Below are 19,044 nucleotides of genomic sequence, written 5' to 3' on the forward strand. Positions count from 1 at the left end.
AGGATCACCTCCCTGCGTCTTCACAAAGAATAGCAGAACGCGAGGCATTCCACAGTCGCCAAAAGGATGCCAAAGGGAGTAGTTGCCTGAGGAGAAAGACCACCTGTTGGGAGGAATCTCGTTAGAGCAGGGAACGAGCCCGCGCCAAGGCAACCGCCTGGGTTCGGCTGGTGGCTCCCAGTTTGCCGAGCAGGTTGCTGACGTGCTTTTTGACGGTGGGTAGCTCGATCACCAGGGTCCGGGCGATGTCCTGATTCGAGGCTCCTGTGTCCAGCAGGCGCAAGACATCCTGCTCACGCTGCGTAAGGGAAACGCCCGGCGCGGATGGACTGACGGACTCCTGCCGGGCTGAGGAGGGTCCAGGCGCGAGCGCGGGTGTCGCCACCAGAGATCTATTTGCGCCAGGCTGCTCCTGGGCGATCGCGGCCAGCAGCTGTGAGATGTAGGCCATCGTAGAAGCGGCCAGATCGTGCTGATGGGAATGTGGGGAAAGGAACGCCTCAAGTGCCTGGCGCATCGGTTCGCCTTCATCCAGGTACATGCGCAGGTAGCCCTCTGGTTCAGTCAAGGCAAACAGGCGCACCGCAACCTCGTAGGCTTGCTCGTTCTGGCCTGCATGGTGCAGCGCCACCATGTACTGGGCCAGATACGTGAAGGTGATCCTGCTGTTGGCCGAACGACCCAGATTCCCGCTAAAGCGCTCCAGCAGCTCCAGCGCCTCTGTCCAACGAAGCTCTGCAAAATACACCCGCATCACGACCGGGAACGCGTCATACAAGCTGGCTTCCCATGCCGCTTCCGGAAAGACGAGGCCCGTTGCCCAGGTGGATGCCTCTTTCACCTGCCCCTGTGCCAGCCACCAACGCGCTCGTATCATTGGCAACCAGCGCCAATTGCCGCCATATCCTCGATGTTCTTCTAACCGTTCAAACTCGTGCAGCGACAGCTCTACAGCAGACAGGTCTCCACTTGCCAGTTCGACCTTCATCAAGGCTATGTATCCCATCGTGAGCAAATCACTCTGCTGCCAGGTGGCGGCATCCTGAATGATCGTTTGCAGCCTGCCCCGCGCCTCTTCCAACCGATTCCACTGATACAACACCTCGACCTGCGCGGCCTGAAAGTAGCCTTTGAGCAGGGCATAGCCTGCCATCTGCTCGATCAGCTCGAGGGCAGCCAAACTCTCCTGATAGGCCAGGCGCAGCTGCCCTGCCTCCACGGCTGCCAACGCCAACCATTGCCTGACTCTGGCGTTCGCAAAGAGGCTTCCCGACAGGCTTACCTGCTCTTTGGCAGAGAGCAGTTGCGGCACCAGCCTCGCTCCCTCTCCCCAGACCCTATAGTGGAGGATGAAGTTGAAAGCAAGCGGGAGGATGTGCCAGATAACCTCCTCGTCCCGGTCAAGCTCCTGCATCTCCTGATGAAGGGCGTTCAAGCGCTCAAAGTCTAAGGCTGCTATCGCCTCATGCCCGCCCATGCCCGCACGTAACAGGCGTAAACGCCGGTAAAGCCTGGCTTCCTCGGGGAGAGAGACGGTGCCAGCGCCGGTGCCTGTGGTAGCAGTCAGGTGGGCGGTTCCAGCCACGGATCGCTGCAGGATGCTCTCGACCCGCGCCATGATCTGCCGCACCTGCTGATGGACCCTGGCCCGCTGCACCTCGGTCGTTTGCCCGACAGTGTGGAGCAGGTAGAGAGCGATCGTGAGCAGCAGGGGAGCGTGCTCACGCACTGTCTGCTCAGGCAGCGCCAACACCCAGCGCGCCATCGTCGCTGCTTCCCCACGGAGCCAGAACTGCTCGACGGTCTGCTCCATCAGCCGCGCTGCCGTGGAGAAGGAAGCTCCGGCAAGCGCATGGGTAATGGCCTCGGCCCACTGCCCCTCGGCCTCATAAAAGCCAGCGGCCCGGCGGTGCAAGAGCGACACCATCTCTGGTTGACTGGTGTGGAGCGCCGAGAGCAGGGCTTCACGAAAGAGATCATGCAGCCGATAGGTGCGCCGCTCCTCATCCAGGGGCACCAGGAAGAGGTTCGCTCGCTCCAGCAACGCGAGCATTTGCTGACTGGCCGCCTTCGTTGGTGCGGCGGTGACGGCCTGGCACACAGCAGCGTCCAGGCGCGAGAGGATGGCGATGTGGAGTAAAAAGTCGCGCGTATCGGGGGACAGACGTGCCAGGATGTCCTCCTGCACGTAGTCCAGCAGATACCGCTGGCTACCGGTCAATGTCTCAAGGTATGCTGTGCGATCCTCACGCTTCTGCATAGTGAGCGCGACCAGGTGCAGACCAGCGATCCAGCCTTCCGTCCGGCTCACCAGCCGCTGCAACTCTTCTTCCGAGAGCGGCGGGGAGAGCATCTTGTGCAAAAACTGACTCGCTTCACCCTCCTGGAAGCGCAACTCGTCTGCACGAATCTCGGTCAACTGCCCGTGGGCTCGTAGACGCGCAAGGGGCAGGTCTGGGTCCACGCGGCTGGAGAGGATCAGATGGATGTGCGCAGGCAGATGCTCCAGGAAGAAGGTCATGCCCTGGTGAATGACCAACTCTTCTATCACCTGATAATCGTCCACAATGAGGACGATGGGAGCAGGATACACCTGCTGGCTTTCTAGCTCATGGAGAAGCACGGAAAGACAGGAGGAAAGCGGCGGTGGCTGGGGCGATTGCAACTGTGCCACTACGTTTTCCCCAAAGTTCGCTGCCAGGCTGGGGCAGCGGCGCAGGGCCGCGATTAGCGCGACCCAGAAGCGTGTCGGGCTGTTGTCCAGTTTGTCCAGCGAGAGCCAAGCCACCTGCGTCTTTTGCCGGTGCGCCCAAACCGAGAGCAGCGTGGTTTTGCCCCAGCCCGCCGAGGCTGAGAGCAGGGTCAGCGGTGTCGAAAGCGCCTCATCGAGTGCAGTCAGCAAGCGTTCGCGCTCCACCAGGGCGTTCGGCTGTCGCGGCGGAGCAAGTCGGCTGGAGAGCAGCATCATCCCCTGCTCGGTCGTGGCCGCGGGCTGCTGCGCGTGCAAGAGCGTCTGTGCCGCCTCCTCTAGCCGCGAGAGCCTGAGGGTCTCCGTCCGTCCGAGATAGCGCTTGCGGGTGCGGCCCTCTTTGGTCTGGTAGGCATACCAATACGCTCCCCCACGTGCCCTCTGCTCCTGGTAGACATTGAGAGAGCCTCTTGCGCCGTGGAAGGCAAAGGAGGACACCCCGTGGAGCCAGGCCAGCCAGGCGGCTTCCTCCGCTGGCTGAAAACGTTGCTCAAGCTGGCCCTGGGTGTACAACTCGTAGAAGCGCTGCTCTTTGGACCAGATCAGGGCGTGAAGAGGTGCTCTGGACATCGAACCTTCCTTGTGTCTGCATTGTTCCCAACGGCCCTTCCATTCCTCCCAACACCAGGCAGTATACCAAAGAGGAGGCTCACCGGCAAGGAGCATCTCTCTCGGCGTGGCGACCCGATCTGCCCACTTCTCTGACACCGCGAGACGATCCGTTGACGGGCCAATAATGCGTTGACCTCGATACCAGAAGTATACGAAAGATCGACAACGGCTGCAACTGTCCGCAACCCTTTACTTTTCCCTTCTGATCTTCCTTCCACCTCATCTTGCCACGCCTTGTTGAAAATGCAAGAAAACTGGCAGAAAATTTGCTGAAAAAGCCCTTACCTGGAGATGAATGGGAACGCAGGCCAATGGCGTCATTAGTTTACGTTCCCATTCATCACTGAACTTAACTGAACTTACAAAATGCTTACATTTTCATGTGCTTTTCTTGATGACGCAGAGATACGCTATGACTAATAGTAGTGGATACATTTATAACAAGGATTTATAAATCAGATGCCAGAAACTATCAGAGACAGTGCCCTTGATAAAACCAGACAGCCTAGTACATGGGAACCGAAATCCTTCGGTGGTTTAGATAGTCAACGCTTTGCCCTGAGACGTCCACTTGAAGGGCTTCGCCATCGTCGCATTATAGTAGTCGATGAAAGCCAGCACCTTGGCTTGCAAATCTTGCACGCTGAGAAAGGAGCCACGCTTGAGCACCTTGCGCATCAGGATCGAAAGCCAGATCTCGATCTGATTGAGTCACGAGCTGTGCTTGGGCGTGTAATGAAAGACCACATGATGGGTGGGATCACTCAAGAAGGCAGCTCGGCGGGGCATCAAGGCCAGGATGCCATATTCGCCTTTCTTGCCCAGATTTTTCTGGACAATCCCATCCCGCTCAGCGACCCAGCGCACTAACGCTTCAGATTGATGGATGTTGAGGTTGTCACACACAAAATGCCAACGAGTGACCTCTTGATCAGTGGCAATGACGGCTTGCACATGGGCCAGAAAATCTTCTTCCGTGCGTGTGGGTCCGGCGCGAGGGGCCAGCAGTTTTCCTGTCACCACATCGCGACTGAATCTTGACTTCCTGTCCAAAGGGACGGTGCGGGAAGCCCTTCCGACAGCTATACTCCTCATCAGAATCAGAGCAATGACCAAGACCGACAAAGAAGGCAAGAAGTGCTCAGATACTCAACTAAGAAAGACGTAGTGTATGCAAAATGGGGGTGTCTTACAGAAGAATCGCACGTATCGAAGGGAAGCCTTCTGCTCCTGCTTATGCGCGTAAGCTCTGGGGTGATTATTCCGCTGGATAGTTATCTCCTGCAAACCAGTACCGAACAGGGTATGCGAGGGCGCATCTTTGCATTGCATAGCTCAACCTATGGAGGCGTCATGCAAATTTCATATGTTCTCACAGGCTATGCGTTCGAGCACATTGGGATTCCATTTGCGCTGGGCTGTTGATTGCCACTGTATCCTTGTTGTGTGGTGTCTCTTGGCTCATGCAATTCGCAACCAAAGGAAATGCTGTTTGATAGTTCCCAATGACACGTTCGGCACAGGGAAGGCTGCTTTCGTTCAGTTTTAGCACTACTGCACCTTCTGCAAGCACCGATTCAACAACAGACAAGAAGGGTATGGTGCATAACCCTACTATTGATATGCGTCTATTTATTTGCAAGCGAACAATGCTCCAATGATGGGCCTCTATGTATTATCTCCCATTCTTGTGATGTTTAATCGCAGGTGTATTTACACCTCCATGTACTAGCGGTGTTATGTTGCGACCCGGTCAGCGCTTGCTACTGCGACTTACATGATTTTGAGCAAAGATTTCGTTCAGACAGAGATGACTGTGCCTCATGAGGGGAGCCTGGCAGAAGGCGATTGACTCCTCCGATAAAGAAGCCGGGGTGGTATACTCCTGAGTAAGAAGGAGAGAGAATGCCATCGAGCAAGGAGAGAGCTATGACACACGCTTCTTACAATGATATCGCCCAGTGGTATGATCAGTTTCTGCGTGAGAGACCTATCTACACGGAAGTGATCCTACCGAACCTGCTCACGCTGGTCGGAGAAGTCGAAGGGGAAGTCATTTGTGATCTGGCTTGCGGGCAGGGCTGGATCGCGCGCGAATTGGCCCGACGCGGAGCGCAGGTCACCGGTCTCGACCTGGCACCCAACCTGCTCGCACTGGCCCAACGCTATGAAGAGCAGGAGCCACGAGGAATTGTGTATGTTCAAGGGAACGCGGAGCTGGCTGAGGGGCTGAGCGACTGTCAGTTTACCGGCTGCATCTGTGTGATGGCGCTGATCAATATTGCAGATCTTCAAGCCACCTTTCAGAGCATTCGACGGATTCTCAAACCAGGAGGCTGGTTGGTCTTTGCCATTCCTCACCCCTGCTTTGAGACCCCACACGCTCAGTGGACATCGTTGTCCGATTCTGAGCATCCGCTGGGCAGGATCGTCACCGGCTATTTTGACGAACGCCAATGGTTCTCATCGAACCCTGAAGGAGTTCGTAGCCGGGTTGGAGATTATCACCGTATGCTCAGCACGTATCTCAACCATCTCGCCATCGCAGGTTTTGTACTTGAGCGCGTCCTCGAACCAGGCCCATCTGCCAAACAAGCTGAGCGAGTGCCGGGCAACCGCGAAGTCCCCACGCTTCTGCTGATCCGTGCTCATCTCTCAGACGGTCTTCAGGCCGAGAACGCGAGCTGTGGCTAAGGGTACTCCAAACAGGGTGATAGCTACAGTAGCAGCAGAGCATCCTCGAGTATTGCGGACCAGCCGCTCAGCCCACGAGAGTCGAGAGTGGGCCCGCTGTGCACGGGAGACGAGGGGCACGGGCGTTTCTGGTTGAACCTGGAGGGGCTGTTCCAGATGCACGTTAACCCGTTGACCGTGCAAAAGCAGTATACATGCCCGCCGATGCTGCCTGCGGCCCCAGTCACGCCAGAGCAGGGGAGCCGCCCCAACGTTGAGGGGATGACATACTAAAAAAAGCAGTGAGCATCTTCTCACGGGAATCCAAATGAAGCATCCAAGCAGAAGGGGAGCAATCTCCCCATCCGCTTCATTGGCCGGAGCCAGAAACAGACGGGTGAGCACGCCAGGCCACTAATGAGAGAGAAACAACCCCACTCTCATTAGGTATGATACCGAATCCGAGCATAAAGGTTCAAACCTCTTCCGTAGATCGTCCCTCAGTGCCAGCGTGGTTTGCCGAAGTGGTTATCCTGTCCCAGCACCTCACATCGAAAGGATTGCTTGTAGCCTTCACCCATCAAGTTCGATTCGTGAGAGGTCGCTTTGGTAACTACGAGCCTCTTGATTTTCTGGCCTTGTTGCTCGGCTATGCTATCAGCGGGGAACGAACCTTAGTTGATTTCTTTGAGCGCTTAGCGTCCTTTAAATCAGCCTTCATGGCCCTGTTTGGGCGTGCTGAGCGTCCCCATCGTGCTCGTTTCTTGGCGAGCGTCGACCGTCCCTGTCTGGAAGTGTTTCGTACGCTCTTCGAGCAGCACAGCTTTGTGGAAGGATGGACGAACGATTCCATCGGTGGTTGCTCCTTTTCCCCTGAAAAGGTTTCGAACTATGAGGGAAAAACGCTCACCAGTTGACGAACGCCAGCCTGAATCTCCTGCTCATTGACAGCTCCATAGCCAAGAACAAGACCTCCTCGTTGAGGTGAACCGAGCGTTAACGCTGACAGGGGAATGATCTCGAGCCCGCAGCGTGCTGCTTGTTGTGTAATCTGCTGATCGTCAAGAGTCGGCGGAAGCCACCCCATAAGATGTAAACCGGCTTGAGGAGGCTGCACGTCTATGCTTCCCCCAAGTTCCTGCTGCAACGACTCGATGAGGAGCGCTCTTCTGGCCGCATAGAGGTCGCGCATACGGCGGATATGACGCAGCAAATACCCTTTGGTCATCCAGGCTTCCAGGGTCAATTGATCAAGAATCGGCACATGAATATGGGTAGAACTACACAGGGCGAGGAAAGGAGGAACGAGTTGGGGAGGGACGATCAGATAGCCAATGCGAAGTGCTGGAAAAAGCACTTTGCTGAACGTACCAATGTAGATGACGCGCTGGGCGAGATCAAGCCCCTGTAAGGCATCAAGTGGTCGACCACTGAAGCGATAATCGCTGTCATAATCATCTTCGAGAATCCAGGCATTGGCTTGCTTGGCCCATTGCAGGAGGGCAACGCGTTGCGACAGATGCATGGTAATACCCGAAGGAAATTGATGCGATGGAGTGACGTAGGCCAGGCGAGCTTGTGGGTAGCGCTTTTGCCCAATTTCAACATTGATCCCTTGCGATGTCACAGGGATAGGAGCCAGTTGCGCGCCCGCGTTGAGGAGAGCGCGTTGTGCTCCTAGATAGCCCGGATTTTCCATCCAGGCAAGATCACCTGGGTTCAGGAGGAGGCGTGCTGCCAGATCTAAAGCGGTCTGCGCTCCTGGCACAATAATGACCTGCTCGGCCTGGCAATGCACGCCTCGTGTGATGCTCGCATGGATGGCGATCGCTTCACGGAGCGGGTAATAGCCCGCGATCTCCTGATACGTGGCCATGTTTCTCAGCAGAGATCGTGCGCAGTGAGCCGCGACCTGGTTCCACTGGTGAAAGGGAAAGGCACGTAGGTCCGGGGCGCCTGTGCGAAAAGCCCGTGGGGGAGTCGGTCGAAGATAGGTCTGGATAGAGGACACAGGTGCCTGGCGCGTTAAATCCTCTCCCAGGTGAGACAAGAAGAGAGGGGCGTGTGTGCTTTCGTCGGGAGCGATGTTTCTCTGTGGAACCCCTTTGGGAAGAGAAAAGGTCTCAGGAAGGTCGCACGCCACCCTGGTCCCCTGCCCGACCCTTCTTTCGATATAGCCTTCAGCACAGAGTTGTTCATAGGCATGGTTCACGGTATTAAGAGAAATCCCTAATTCGCTTGCCAGAGCCCGTGTTGATGGGAGGACTTGACCTGGATGCAATTGACCACTGAGGATGGCATGACGCAGTCGATCATACAACTGGCGATGCAATGGCATCGTGAAGGTGCGATTGAGGGCAAGATCTGCTAGGTTGTGAAGTGCGTGTCGTCTTTTTGCCATGCTTGAAAAGGAAGCCTCCAGCAAATGATACCATGAAATTTGCAAAAATGACTCTTGAAGAGGCTCTCTTTCTAGATTATGCTTCCTGCAAAGGTCAGCACACGTTCTGACTGCAAGGCTTCTTATGGGTAGAGATTGCTGAGAATGTGAGTACACATCAATGCATGTGTATTCTGCAAGGATATGCACATCCAACTGGCGAGCCTTTGATTGGTAACAGAGGTGTTGATGATATTCTATGGAAATTCCATAGAATGCTTCTCCAAGGCTTTCCAACGCGCATCAGAATATATGTTTCGATATCACAAGCCCGACTTACGGGCTAAGAAGGAGGAGGTTCAGTATGAAGATTGTGGTTATTGGCGGCAGTGGACTCATCGGAAAAAAGCTTGTGAACACGCTTCGGGAACTTGCCCATCAGGTCGTGGCGGCGTTACCTAGCACAGGCGTCAACACCATCACTGGTGAGGGGTTAGCTCAAGCGCTTGTTGGCGCTCAGGTGGTCGTCGACGTGGCGAACGCGCCTTTTAGGAAGGTAGGAGATCTTGGACGTCTATGAGGCGGTCACGAGTCGACGGGCAGTGCGCGGATTCATCGACCGGCCTATCCCGAAGGAGGTGCTGGAGCGCGTGCTGTCCGCCGCGGCTTGGGCGCCGTCCGGATCGAACCTCCAGCCGTGGCACGCCTACGTGCTGACCGGCGCTCCGCTGGCCGAGCTCAAGAATCGCGCCGGCGAGCGCGTGGCCGCAGGCGACCCCTGGGACGAGCAGGAGTACGAGATGTACCCGCCCGCACTGAAGTCCCCATACCACGAGCGCCGATCCGCCTTCGGCAAGCAGCGCTACAGCGCACTCGGTATCTCGGGCGAGGATTGGGAGGCGCGCCAGAGGGCCGCTGCCGCGAACTGGGACTGTTTCGGCGCGCCCGCCGCCCTGTTCTGCTACATCGACCGCGACATGGCCTCGCCCCAATGGGCCGACGTCGGCATGTATCTGCAGACCGTCATGCTGCTGCTCCGCGCCGAAGGGTTGCACAGTTGTACGCAGATGGCGTGGGCGAAGTATCACAAGACCGTCGCGGAGATCCTATCACCCCCGGACGAGCTCATCCTCTTCTGCGGCATGTCGATCGGGTTCGAGGACGTCACAGTGAGTCACGCCCGTCTGGGCCGGGCATCGCTTGACGAGACGGTCAGGTTCGTCGAGGGTTAGAAGCCGTTGCTCTACCAATCATGGTGAACGTTGTATGCCGGTGACAAGAGCTGTTTACCTATCTGCAAATGAGCATGATGTAAACTTTAGCTTTCTATGACGCAAAAATGGCACCATATCCGACGTAATAAGATGTTCTTGCGTCGGTCGTTTTTTGCCGGCTTGTGGCTGAAACGTGCTGACCGTTTGTATGAGAGAGACAAAAAGGAGCAACCGAAATGGGAAAGCTTGATGGAAAGGTCGCGATCGTGACCGGAGCGGGACGAGGGATAGGACGCGCTATCGCGGAGGCATACTTACAAGAAGGAGCATCAGTGACCGTAACGGCTGCGCGTGAACAGGCCGAACTCGATCAACTCGCGAAGCAGGATGGGTCTGAACGTGTGTTGGCACTGCTCGCCGATGTGACGAATCCAGAGGCATGTGAACAGGTAGTGGACCAGACCATCCAACGGTTTGGGCACGTCGATATCCTGGTCAATAACGCCGGTCGAGGCATGAAGTATGTCAATGCTTCTTTTCTGATGGAGCCCACTCACTTTTGGGAAGCAGAGCCTGCGGCCTGGCATATGATTATAGACACGAATGTCAATGGACCATTCTATATGGCACGTGCAGTTGTGACACGTCTGCTGGAGCAGCAGCGCGAGGGGAGCATCATTAACATCAGTATGGACTATGAAGGGATGAAACGGCGCGGTTTTTCTCCCTATGGACCATCGAAGGCTGCGCTTGAGTCTGCCTCGGCCATCTGGGCACAGGAGCTGATCGAGGCGCGTATTCGTGTCAATATTCTGCTGCCGGGTGGCGCGACCAATACCGGGATGGTCCCAGCTTCGACGCCAGCGAATGTTCAGGCGCGCTTGCTCCAGCCGGAGATCATGCAGGCTCCGGCTGTGTTTCTCGCCTCCGACGCTTCGCGAGAGCTCACCGGACGTCGCTTGATTGCGACGGAATGGAGCGCTGCCAATCCACAAGGCCGAGCTATGGTGGAGGGAATTGGGTAGCTCTTGCGGATCGAGAGAGCACACGACAATGCTCTGCGGGTGGCCCGCATGCTTCCGGTGACTGCCTTAGTAGGAGCAGCTGAGGGCCACATTGCGGAGATGTGTCTTTTTTCGGCCTGGTGGGACATTAAGCTACTGAATAGGGAAGCGCTCTAAAGCTTGATTGTATGAGGGTTGAGCGTCTGCCAGTGAAAGCCGGGAGTAGATCTCTAGTGATTGGCATGTCGAGGATGAGATACTTGGCATGGGTTGTTGCCTCATAATCCATGCAGATCGTACACTCATCCTCTTCATCTTCTCAAACTTCGGAATTGGCTTGATAGCTTTCCATCTCCCGGCTCTCATTGGCTCGCCTTTCACCACATCTTTGCGCACGTTTTCTCCAGCATGGTCTCTCTTCCTCTCTGCCCACACGCGTTTTTTCTTACTTTGCGTACTCTATCTCTTCTTATCTCCTTCTGTCAATGCTTTTTGTACGTCCTTGGGTTTGCTGATAATCTCCATCGGCGACGCATCGCTTCTTGAGGACGACCGTTGTCTGAAAAGTGGGCATTGTACCTCGTGTGGCAATCACACAGCATCAAAGCAATGCTCCTTTGGCAAGCCTGCCAACTGACAGCGTTCTTTTGTCACAAATCCCCACGTTTCCTCTGCCTGAACCTGCCTCAGCAATTGAAGACGAATGCTATTTATCTGCGTGGCATGTTTCAAATCTCCTTATAATTGTTGTATTTCCAATATCAGAATACTGGGATTTACAGATATAAGCTTTTCAACTTGAATATCACAAACTATTGACTTACAGAAAAAAATATGATATGTCAACTTCATTGAGGTCAAGCCAGCGCCCAACAAGTACCAAGCGAAGAAGCGAGCTCAGCCTCCTCCCCAACCCTTTGAGCCTGATGAAAGCTTTCTCGATTTTGTCGATTTGCTTGATCCTCTTTGCCTCACCCTTTATCAAAAGAATGGAGCCTAAAGTGAGATGTATTGGACTGCTGCCGGCGCCGCCTGAACTACTGCGTGAGATCATCTGCGGCGCGTTGGAGCGGCTGCTCACCTCGCAGTTGCCGGGCGAACTCGACTGGGCCGCGACCGATCTGCTGCGGGCGACCGTCGACACCGTGCCTTACGGGGCGATCCGCTCAGCACATCCCGGCATCGACGATGAACAACTCCGGGTGGTCATGCCGACGGCCCGCGATGATGAGCAGGAGGTGGGCCCGTGACTGGGACAACAGGCAGGGTGGCATTGGTGACAGGGGCCAGCAGCGGAATCGGTGCGGCCATCGCGCGCCTTCTGGCTGCGCGAGGGATGCGCGTGGTGGTCAACTACCTCCGCAACGGCACGGCAGCCGAGGAGGTCGTGGCCAGCATCAAAGCCGCGGGCGGCCAGGCTATGGCCGTGCAGGCCGACGTGCGCGAGGCAGCGGCGGTCGAGAGCATGATCAAGCAGGTCCAGGCGGCATGGGGCGGCATCGACGTGCTCGTGCACAACGCACTCACCCCGTATGTGATCAAGCCGTTCCAGGACATGACGTGGGAAGAACTGGGCGACAAGCTCGACGACGAGATGCGTGCCGCGTTCGCGGTCACCAAAGCCGTCCTGCCCGCCATGACCGAACAGAGCTGGGGACGCATCATCTATCTCGGTACCGGTCTCAGCCGCCAGCCCCGAGAGGGCATGATCGCACTGGGCACGGCCAAGGCCGCACTGGCGCAGTTCGCCCGGTACCTCGCCCAGGAACTGGGCCCGCGGGGCATCACGGTCAACGTCGTCGAGCCCGGCCCGGTGGAGGACACCCGCATGGCGGCGGATGTGTTCGACGAGGAACACAAGCAGCGGCAGGTGGCTGCTACCCCCCTGGGCCGCCTGGCACACCCGGGCGACGTCGCCCAAGTGGTCGCCTTCTACGCCAGCGAGGACAACGCCTTCATGACCGGCACCACGGCCGCGGTCAACGGCGGGATGTCCATGTACTAACGCCCTGTTGTCCTCCGCACATGGGGCCGGATCGCATCCGGCACACCGTCACCTCAGCACCATGGGCCGCGAGCCTCCGGGCCCGCGGCCCGCGCGGGCGCATGGCGGTGACACGAGAAAGGAAAAACGTTCATGTACACGATCGATCTCGCCTACGTCGGGCGGGGCCTGCACGAGGAACTGGTCGCCTACATCGCCGACCAGCAGGGCTACTACGCCGACGAGGGCGTCCACGTCGCGTTGCGCGACGGTTGCTCCTGGGACGAGGAGCGGCTGCGCCACAGCGCCACCATCGGGCTCGGCCGGGCACTGCTGTCCCGACTGACCAATGGCATCCCCTGGGTCGCACTTAATGTCAACACCCACCGCCCGCTGTTCTGGTTCCTCGCCCGCCCCGGCCTGACCTCCCTGGCCGACCTGGCCGGCCGACGGCTGGCGGCACATGCCCCCCACACCGCACCCGGGTGCTTCGCCCGGATCGTGCTGCGCCAGGTCGGCCTCGACCCGGACCACGACATCCACACCATCGTCCGCCCGCCCGGCGACTACGGCATGGACCTGCGCTGGCTGCACGACGGCAGGATCGACGCCGCCCTGGTTGGCAGCACCATGGCACCAGAGGCGATAGCCGCCGAGCACGGCTGGCAGGTGCTGGCCTGGGTCGGCGACTACTTCCAGATCCCCACCGTAGGCGTGGCCGTCGACCCCACCTACATCCACCCGGACGACCCCGCGGTCCAGGCCGCCGTACGAGCCCACCGGCGCGCCTTGCAGGTGATCCACAACGAACCCGACACCACGGTGCGGCACATCCAGACGTTCCTCGGCCGACACACCGCAGACGAAGCCCGAGCCCACTACGAGACGTTCATCGCACCATATTTCACCACCGACGGCCAAGCCGACCTCACCGTTGGCGCCACCGCGATCACCACGGTCGCCGCCGAACTCGGCGTCCCCGCCACCGTCACCGCAGCCGAGTTCTACCGCACCGCAACTTCCACACTCTAGGAGCCCGGCGACGCCGGCGCTGCCGAAGCGCACGCAGTACCTCAAGACCGTCCACGCAGAGACGCCTGCGGCCGCTGGGTCGGCCTCCTGCTCCACGCACTCCCTCAACGATCTGCCTTCTTTCTAAGGGAAGGCCACTCACTATTCACCGAAAACGCCGCAGGATGCCGCTGCCCTTTTAGGCATGGGGAGGAATGCGGCGTTCCTTTGGAGATGGCCTGGGTGGAATACGCTGTAAACCTCTTTTCATCTACTCTTTCTCTCTGTACAGACAGTTGAAAATATGATAGACTATGCAGTATGAAAACAGCAATAACAGCAAAGCTCAAATTGAATACCACCCCCGAGCAATTCAAGGCACTACGCGCGACGCAACTGACCTATCGTGATGCACTCAACTCTGTCAGCCAGTATGCCTTTGAACATGGGAAGATGAGCAATGCTGTTCGCTTGCAAGAGGGAACCTATGATGAGATCCGCCTTCGTTTTCATCTCCCCTCCCAAATGGCCTGCTCCGTCCCTCGCCAAGTTGGGGCCATCTATAAAGCGCTCTGGACAAAGGTGAAGAGTAATGCCCAGGCCCGGAAAGCAGGCAAGACCAAGAAGCGGTACAAAGGGCTGGATAAGGCTCCTACGTTCATCTCCCCCACGCTGACCTACCAGTATAAGAAGGACTATACGTTCAAAAAAGAGCAGCGCGTGAGTGTCTTGACGCTTGAGGGGCGTCTCGTTGTGCCCTATACGGGCTATGATAAGCATGTGGCTTTGATCCAGCGTGGAGCAGAGATTGGCGCATCCAAACTCTGGTATGATAAACCCAAAAAGCAGTTTTACCTGCTTGTCTCGCTTGAAGTGGAGACGCCTGATCCAATCCCCGAAACCCATAAGCAAGTCATCGGTGTCGATGTGGGAATGCGCTACCTTGCCGTCACGGCGACGATGCAAGGCGATTGTACCTTCCATGCTGACATCTCTACGGTAGCCAAATCCCACCACTACGCACGACTGAGAAAGCGTCTGCAAAAGAAAGGCACTCGTTCTGCAATCAGAAGATTGATTGCCCTCAGTGGACGAGAGAGACGGTTGAAGCAGAATACCAATCATGTCGTGAGTAAGCGGATCATTCAAGCGTACCAGGAAAGCTTGATTGGACTGGAGCATCTGACAGACATTCGTGAGCGGACCACACGACGGAAAGGCAAAAAAGCCAGTACCAAGCAGCGAAAGGCCAATCGCACCTTCTCTAAATGGTCCTTTGCTGAGTTGCATAGCATGATTGCCTATAAAGCGCTCCTCAACAAGAGTATGGCGATCAAGGTGGATGCCAATTATACCTCTCAGGCTTGCCCCAGATGTGGGCATACCTGCAAGGAGAATCGTCCTCACAAGGGTTTGCTCTTTGTCTGTCAGAATTGTCAGTACACGCTCCATGCCGATCTGGTTGGCGCGAGGAATATTGCCATGAGAACGCTTCTTATCCGGCAAGACTGGATAGGAACGGGCGTCTTGTCAGTACGCCCTGATGTGTCGGACGATGAAGCCAAAGCAGCACGCCTGCAAAGGTATGCGGAGTTGCGGTGGAGTTCAGACACAAGCCCTCGGCTTTAGCCGTAGGGTCTCTGACTCATGCTATATGCGCGTCGCGCCATCTCTCCCTCTCCCTCCTGTTGTTCGGCTATGTTTGCCGGATAAGTAGCAAGCAGATATTGGAGTGAGGCTAGCACATCGCGCAGCATTCCCTTGAATGGAGGATTGACGCCAATGCGTTGCCCGGTACGGGCTGCTTTCTCTACGTCACTCAGCATCCACTTTATCTGTTGGCTAAAACGTTCGAGTTGATGAAACTCATCATGCTCGGGCCGGGTCGGAATGTGAGCCGCGAGCGCGGTGACATTATCGCAGATACGCTGGTTATACGTGACGAGTATGTGGAAGCGCTCAATTTCATTCTCACTGGCCCTTTGTTCGTTCAGCAGGCGCTGGAAAGCCGCCGCCGCGTTCACGTTCTGCACGTGCGCGTCTTTGCTTGCCCGTCGCACTGTTTCCAGTTCGGCCTTCTTGTCGCCGTCAGCTATATAGGCCGCGAGAACGCTAGCAATGTATGCCCGGTTGGCCAGGATGGTGCGTCCCATTTGCTGGGGAAGACGCTCACGCTCCCACAGAGGCCAGAAGAGATAGCCAGCCAGGATGCCCATACTGCCACCAGCCAGAGTTGTGGCGATGCGGATGAAGGGCACCAGCCCGTTTCCCGGCATAATCAAGTCGAGCATTATGATAATGAAGGTCGTGAAAAACAGAATGAAGAGGGTATTATTTTTCTCCTGGTACGCAAAGCAGAAGAAAGATATGACGATCATCACTGGAAAAATGAGAAAATTTATGTGCAGGACGGTTATCAGCAGCATCCCCAGGATTGCGCCAATGATGGTTCCTAGAATCCTTTGAACTGTTTGCTCGCGCGTCGCGCCATAATCAGGCCTCAGGATAAAGAGGATGTTCAAAGCGATCCAACTACCATCGGGGATGTGCAGCAGTTTGGCGATTGCCACTGCAACGGCTGAGATAGTCGCCAGGCGCAGGGCATGACGTAAGGTAAACGAGCGCAGTGTCAGGTTGTCTTTGAAGAGCGAGACACGTTCCCGCACAACGGCATAGAGCGCCTTCCAGGAGAATTTGCCTTTGCTTGTTGCCTCGGCCTGAAGCATTTCCTGCAAGATCTCCTGGCCGTCCGATTGCGTGAGAAGATCGCGCGTCTCGCGGGTAAGCTCGCTCATACGTTTGAGCAGATTTGCCAGATTGCGCGTGTTGACGAGACGTAATGAGAGCCAGTCATGGATTAATGAGTGCTGGTGCTCGGGTTGGATCTTCAGCATGCGCGTGTTGGCGAGCGTGTAATACTCTTTCTTCAGTTGTGGAAGTGAAGCGCGCAGGACATACTCCTGCGTTTCGATGGCATACAGAGAGTGCTCCAGGGTTTCTAGCCGGAGACCCTGTTTCTTGCCTGCGATAGCGTACGCCAGTTGTTCAAGGAGCGCCGCACACTCTTCCATTACAAATGCTGACTGCTCGTCTTGATGATAGTTCTGCGTGCGCGCCACCGCCAGCTCTTCGACGAGGGCAATCACGGCTTCCATGAGAGAATCGGCCTGGAGGACGAGCATCAACAGGAGGGAATGGAAAGGATGAGCGTCCGAGCGTTGAGAGCGCTGGCCCGCAACGATCTGGTGAGCCTTATCGTGGGCCCTCTGCAAGCGTGCCCGTTCCTGCTTGACCTCCTCATTCCAATGCTGCTCCAGTTCTATATGGCAGGCCTTACGTAACAGAGCACTCACCGCCTGATAGTATCCGCTCACCGCCTGGCGTGCGGGGCGAAAGGGACGGAAAGGCCAGAGCCAGAGAGAGATTGCCAAAGACCAGGCAGCGCCAATGATGACGGCGAGCATGCGCATCCAGGCTACTTCTATGCTCGCGGGCTGGCCCATAACGAGAATGAAGACCAAATTGGTGGAGAAGCCGACTTTACCCGCCAGATGGCCATAGAGACCGGCCATGCTCCCGAAAAAGGCCCAGGCGAACATGAGGAGCGTCACCAGCCAGGGATTAGCTCCCGTGATCGTTGCAACCAGGACCGTAACGGTCATGAAGACAGTTGCACTGAACATGGATAGGGCACGGTTCTGATACTCCCCACCCACATCCGCGAAAGCGACGCCGAGCGCGCCAAGGAAGGCCATAACGCTCAACGCGAGATGAGCAGTGAGCACGCCAATGAGAATGGGTGCCACGCTGATAATAGCCATGCGCACGCCGTTCTGCCAGGCAGCGGTATCAAGGGTGATCATGGTGCGCATATGTACATGGGTTGCGTTCCGTGCACGATCAATGGATGGCTGTAAGAAGGAGAAGAGCATAGGATTTATCATCACTTTCAGGCGCACTTTATAGGTTACAGCTCCGCAGGCTTGAGATCACACAGGCCGTCATAAATCACAAGCGGAGTCATGCAATAGTATTTATTCATATGCCTCTTTCAATAGAACCAGGAGCACGAGATTAAACATGTTCCCTTCACAATGCATCGTTTGTTTCTCTTGAGAAAACTATACCATCGCGTTTTAATACCGTCCAATATATAGTATAATATCTATATAATATGTTGAATGGTATAAAAAAGGAGAGAAACGGTGGAACTCTTGCAGCTCAAATATTTCCTGACAGTTGCACGATTGGAGCACATGACCCGCGCAGCGGATGAGTTGGGGATTGCCCAACCCCCTCTCAGCCAGACCATTGCTCGCCTGGAGGACGAGTTGGGCGTGCCTTTATTTGATCGTCTGGGACGAAACATTCACCTGAATCACTTCGGTCGGGCTTATGTCCAGCGCGTTGAGCGTATCTTCGAGGAACTTGAGCAGGGCAGGTGTGACCTCAGCGATCTCGCGAATGGCAGGCAAGGGCAGGTTGGGCTAGCGATGGATGCGGCAACCCACCTGCTTCCAGACCTGCTCAGCGCCTTTCGCAAAGATCACCCGGGAGTTTATTTTCTGCTCTCGGGGCATCACAATACCGTCACCAGTCTGGTGCAGCAACTTGCCAGGGGAACGTGTGATCTGTGTATCTCCTCTCCTCCACTCCAACAGCCGGGTATCACCAGCATTTCCCTGCTGACCGAGGATATTTGGCTTGCTTTTCCCTCGATTCACCCGTTGGCCCGGCGCTCCCAAATTCGTCTGCAGGAGGCTGCCCAAGAAGCCTTTATCAGCATGAAGCCAGGGCACAGCTGGCGCGAGCTGACCGATAGTTTCTGCCAGCAGGCTGGCTTTCGTCCCAGGATAGTTTTTGAAAGTGACGACCCATCCACAATCAGAGGATTGATCAGAGCGGAGCAAGGAATCGCTTTTGGGGCGGCGATTTCCTGGCGCGGAACAGTCGATCCAGCCGTCATACAAATACCGATTTCAGAGCCGAAGTGTCAGCGTACGATCGGACTCTCCTGGCTGACCGATCGTCGCCTCTCGATGGCTGCACAGCAATTCCGCCAGTTTGTCATCGATTATTTTGCTCGCCTCTCCCTGGTATGATGCGTGTCTTCCATACAGCATACTCCGTCTCCCTCCTCTACTTATAGGCTGGGCCTCCTGGTTGGAGATGTGCTGGCGACGATGAGCGCTCTTCTATTTCTCTCTGAGAGAGATGAGCGTGAGAAGTTGCTTGAGAGCTTCACGTAGAAAAACCTCGAAACGAGGTTTCTATCAGAACTGAGAACATAGCGGGATTTAACTGAGGATGGCATGACGCAGTCGATCATACAACTGGCGATGCAATGGCATCGTGAAGGTGCGATTGAGGGCAAGATCTGCTGTGTTTTGAAGTGCGTGTCGTCTTTTTGCCATGCT

Annotated in this window: 14 protein-coding genes and 1 pseudogene; 10 read left to right on the top strand and 5 right to left on the bottom strand. The window is 56.2% G+C overall.

From position 1 onward, the window contains the following. Positions 1-121: 121 nt before the first annotated feature. From KTE_RS27315 to KTE_RS47865, 3 genes are all read right to left on the bottom strand, one after another. Positions 122-3,319 (bottom strand): LuxR C-terminal-related transcriptional regulator, encoded by a 3,198-nt coding sequence (locus tag KTE_RS27315; protein WP_201386583.1) that lies wholly within the window; start codon positions 3,317-3,319, stop codon positions 122-124. Between the two features lie 579 nt (positions 3,320-3,898). Next, on the bottom strand, positions 3,899-4,039 hold the full coding sequence (locus KTE_RS47860; RefSeq protein WP_236600604.1) for a hypothetical protein: 141 nt from the start codon (positions 4,037-4,039) through the stop codon (positions 3,899-3,901). Positions 4,040-4,072: 33 nt separating this feature from the next. Beyond that, positions 4,073-4,384, bottom strand: coding sequence for a transposase (locus KTE_RS47865; protein WP_236600605.1), 312 nt, complete (start codon positions 4,382-4,384; stop codon positions 4,073-4,075). A 906-nt stretch (positions 4,385-5,290) separates the two neighbouring features. Between KTE_RS47865 and KTE_RS27325 the strand changes: the two genes are divergently transcribed. Continuing rightward, positions 5,291-6,055, top strand: a complete 765-nt coding sequence (locus KTE_RS27325) for a class I SAM-dependent methyltransferase (protein WP_201386584.1) — start codon at positions 5,291-5,293, stop codon at positions 6,053-6,055. A gap of 482 nt (positions 6,056-6,537) precedes the next feature. Next, a complete protein-coding gene (locus KTE_RS27330) occupies positions 6,538-6,951 on the top strand; it encodes a hypothetical protein (protein WP_201386585.1) in 414 nt (137 codons plus the stop codon). Here KTE_RS27330 and KTE_RS27335 read toward each other — a convergent pair. Next, positions 6,924-8,435, bottom strand: coding sequence for a PLP-dependent aminotransferase family protein (locus tag KTE_RS27335; RefSeq protein ID WP_201386586.1), 1,512 nt, complete (start codon positions 8,433-8,435; stop codon positions 6,924-6,926). The two genes, KTE_RS27330 and KTE_RS27335, sit on opposite strands and share 28 nt — an antisense overlap. Before the next feature lie 343 nt (positions 8,436-8,778). On the opposite strand from KTE_RS27335, the pseudogene KTE_RS27340 reads away from it, so the two are divergent. The 7 genes and pseudogenes from KTE_RS27340 to KTE_RS27370 form a co-directional block, all read left to right on the top strand. Beyond that, positions 8,779-8,961 (top strand): annotated as a pseudogene (locus KTE_RS27340) (NmrA family transcriptional regulator); the annotation flags it as partial. A 19-nt stretch (positions 8,962-8,980) separates the two neighbouring features. After that, positions 8,981-9,646 (top strand): nitroreductase, encoded by a 666-nt coding sequence (locus KTE_RS27345; protein WP_201386588.1) that lies wholly within the window; start codon positions 8,981-8,983, stop codon positions 9,644-9,646. A gap of 218 nt (positions 9,647-9,864) precedes the next feature. After that, positions 9,865-10,653 (top strand): SDR family NAD(P)-dependent oxidoreductase, encoded by a 789-nt coding sequence (locus tag KTE_RS27350; protein ID WP_201386589.1) that lies wholly within the window; start codon positions 9,865-9,867, stop codon positions 10,651-10,653. Positions 10,654-11,471: 818 nt separating this feature from the next. Continuing rightward, positions 11,472-11,882 (top strand): hypothetical protein, encoded by a 411-nt coding sequence (locus KTE_RS27355; RefSeq protein WP_201386591.1) that lies wholly within the window; start codon positions 11,472-11,474, stop codon positions 11,880-11,882. After that, positions 11,879-12,637 carry an SDR family NAD(P)-dependent oxidoreductase gene (locus tag KTE_RS27360; protein ID WP_201386593.1) on the top strand — a complete coding sequence of 253 codons (759 nt, stop codon included), beginning with the start codon at positions 11,879-11,881 and terminating at the stop codon, positions 12,635-12,637. The genes KTE_RS27355 and KTE_RS27360 overlap by 4 nt, the downstream gene beginning before the upstream one ends. 132 nt (positions 12,638-12,769) lie before the next feature. Then, a complete protein-coding gene (locus KTE_RS27365) occupies positions 12,770-13,648 on the top strand; it encodes an ABC transporter substrate-binding protein (protein WP_201386595.1) in 879 nt (292 codons plus the stop codon). A 300-nt stretch (positions 13,649-13,948) separates the two neighbouring features. Beyond that, positions 13,949-15,256 carry an RNA-guided endonuclease TnpB family protein gene (locus KTE_RS27370; protein ID WP_201386597.1) on the top strand — a complete coding sequence of 436 codons (1,308 nt, stop codon included), beginning with the start codon at positions 13,949-13,951 and terminating at the stop codon, positions 15,254-15,256. On the opposite strand, the gene KTE_RS27375 is transcribed toward KTE_RS27370, so the two are convergent. Continuing rightward, positions 15,253-17,571, bottom strand: a complete 2,319-nt coding sequence (locus KTE_RS27375; protein ID WP_236600701.1) for an FUSC family protein — start codon at positions 17,569-17,571, stop codon at positions 15,253-15,255. The two genes, KTE_RS27370 and KTE_RS27375, sit on opposite strands and share 4 nt — an antisense overlap. Before the next feature lie 261 nt (positions 17,572-17,832). Between KTE_RS27375 and KTE_RS27380 the strand changes: the two genes are divergently transcribed. Beyond that, positions 17,833-18,729, top strand: a complete 897-nt coding sequence (locus KTE_RS27380) for a LysR family transcriptional regulator (protein WP_201386599.1) — start codon at positions 17,833-17,835, stop codon at positions 18,727-18,729. Positions 18,730-19,044: the final 315 nt, after the last annotated feature.

It is taken from the genome of Ktedonobacter sp. SOSP1-85, from assembly GCF_016587415.1.
Classification (GTDB): domain Bacteria; phylum Chloroflexota; class Ktedonobacteria; order Ktedonobacterales; family Ktedonobacteraceae; genus Ktedonobacter.

What these genes read in the sequence shown, in the direction of transcription:
- KTE_RS27315 (WP_201386583.1), bottom strand. Translation starts at nt 3,319, where the DNA reads ATGTCCAGAGCACCTCTTCACGCCCTGATCTGGTCCAAAGAGCAGCGC.
- KTE_RS47860 (WP_236600604.1), bottom strand. Translation starts at nt 4,039, where the DNA reads ATGCGCAAGGTGCTCAAGCGTGGCTCCTTTCTCAGCGTGCAAGATTTG.
- KTE_RS27325 (WP_201386584.1), top strand. Translation starts at nt 5,291, where the DNA reads ATGACACACGCTTCTTACAATGATATCGCCCAGTGGTATGATCAGTTT.
- KTE_RS27335 (WP_201386586.1), bottom strand. Translation starts at nt 8,435, where the DNA reads ATGGCAAAAAGACGACACGCACTTCACAACCTAGCAGATCTTGCCCTC.
- KTE_RS27350 (WP_201386589.1), top strand. Translation starts at nt 9,865, where the DNA reads ATGGGAAAGCTTGATGGAAAGGTCGCGATCGTGACCGGAGCGGGACGA.
- KTE_RS27355 (WP_201386591.1), top strand. Translation starts at nt 11,472, where the DNA reads ATGTCAACTTCATTGAGGTCAAGCCAGCGCCCAACAAGTACCAAGCGA.
- KTE_RS27365 (WP_201386595.1), top strand. Translation starts at nt 12,770, where the DNA reads ATGTACACGATCGATCTCGCCTACGTCGGGCGGGGCCTGCACGAGGAA.
- KTE_RS27370 (WP_201386597.1), top strand. Translation starts at nt 13,949, where the DNA reads ATGAAAACAGCAATAACAGCAAAGCTCAAATTGAATACCACCCCCGAG.
- KTE_RS27375 (WP_236600701.1), bottom strand. Translation starts at nt 17,571, where the DNA reads ATGATAAATCCTATGCTCTTCTCCTTCTTACAGCCATCCATTGATCGT.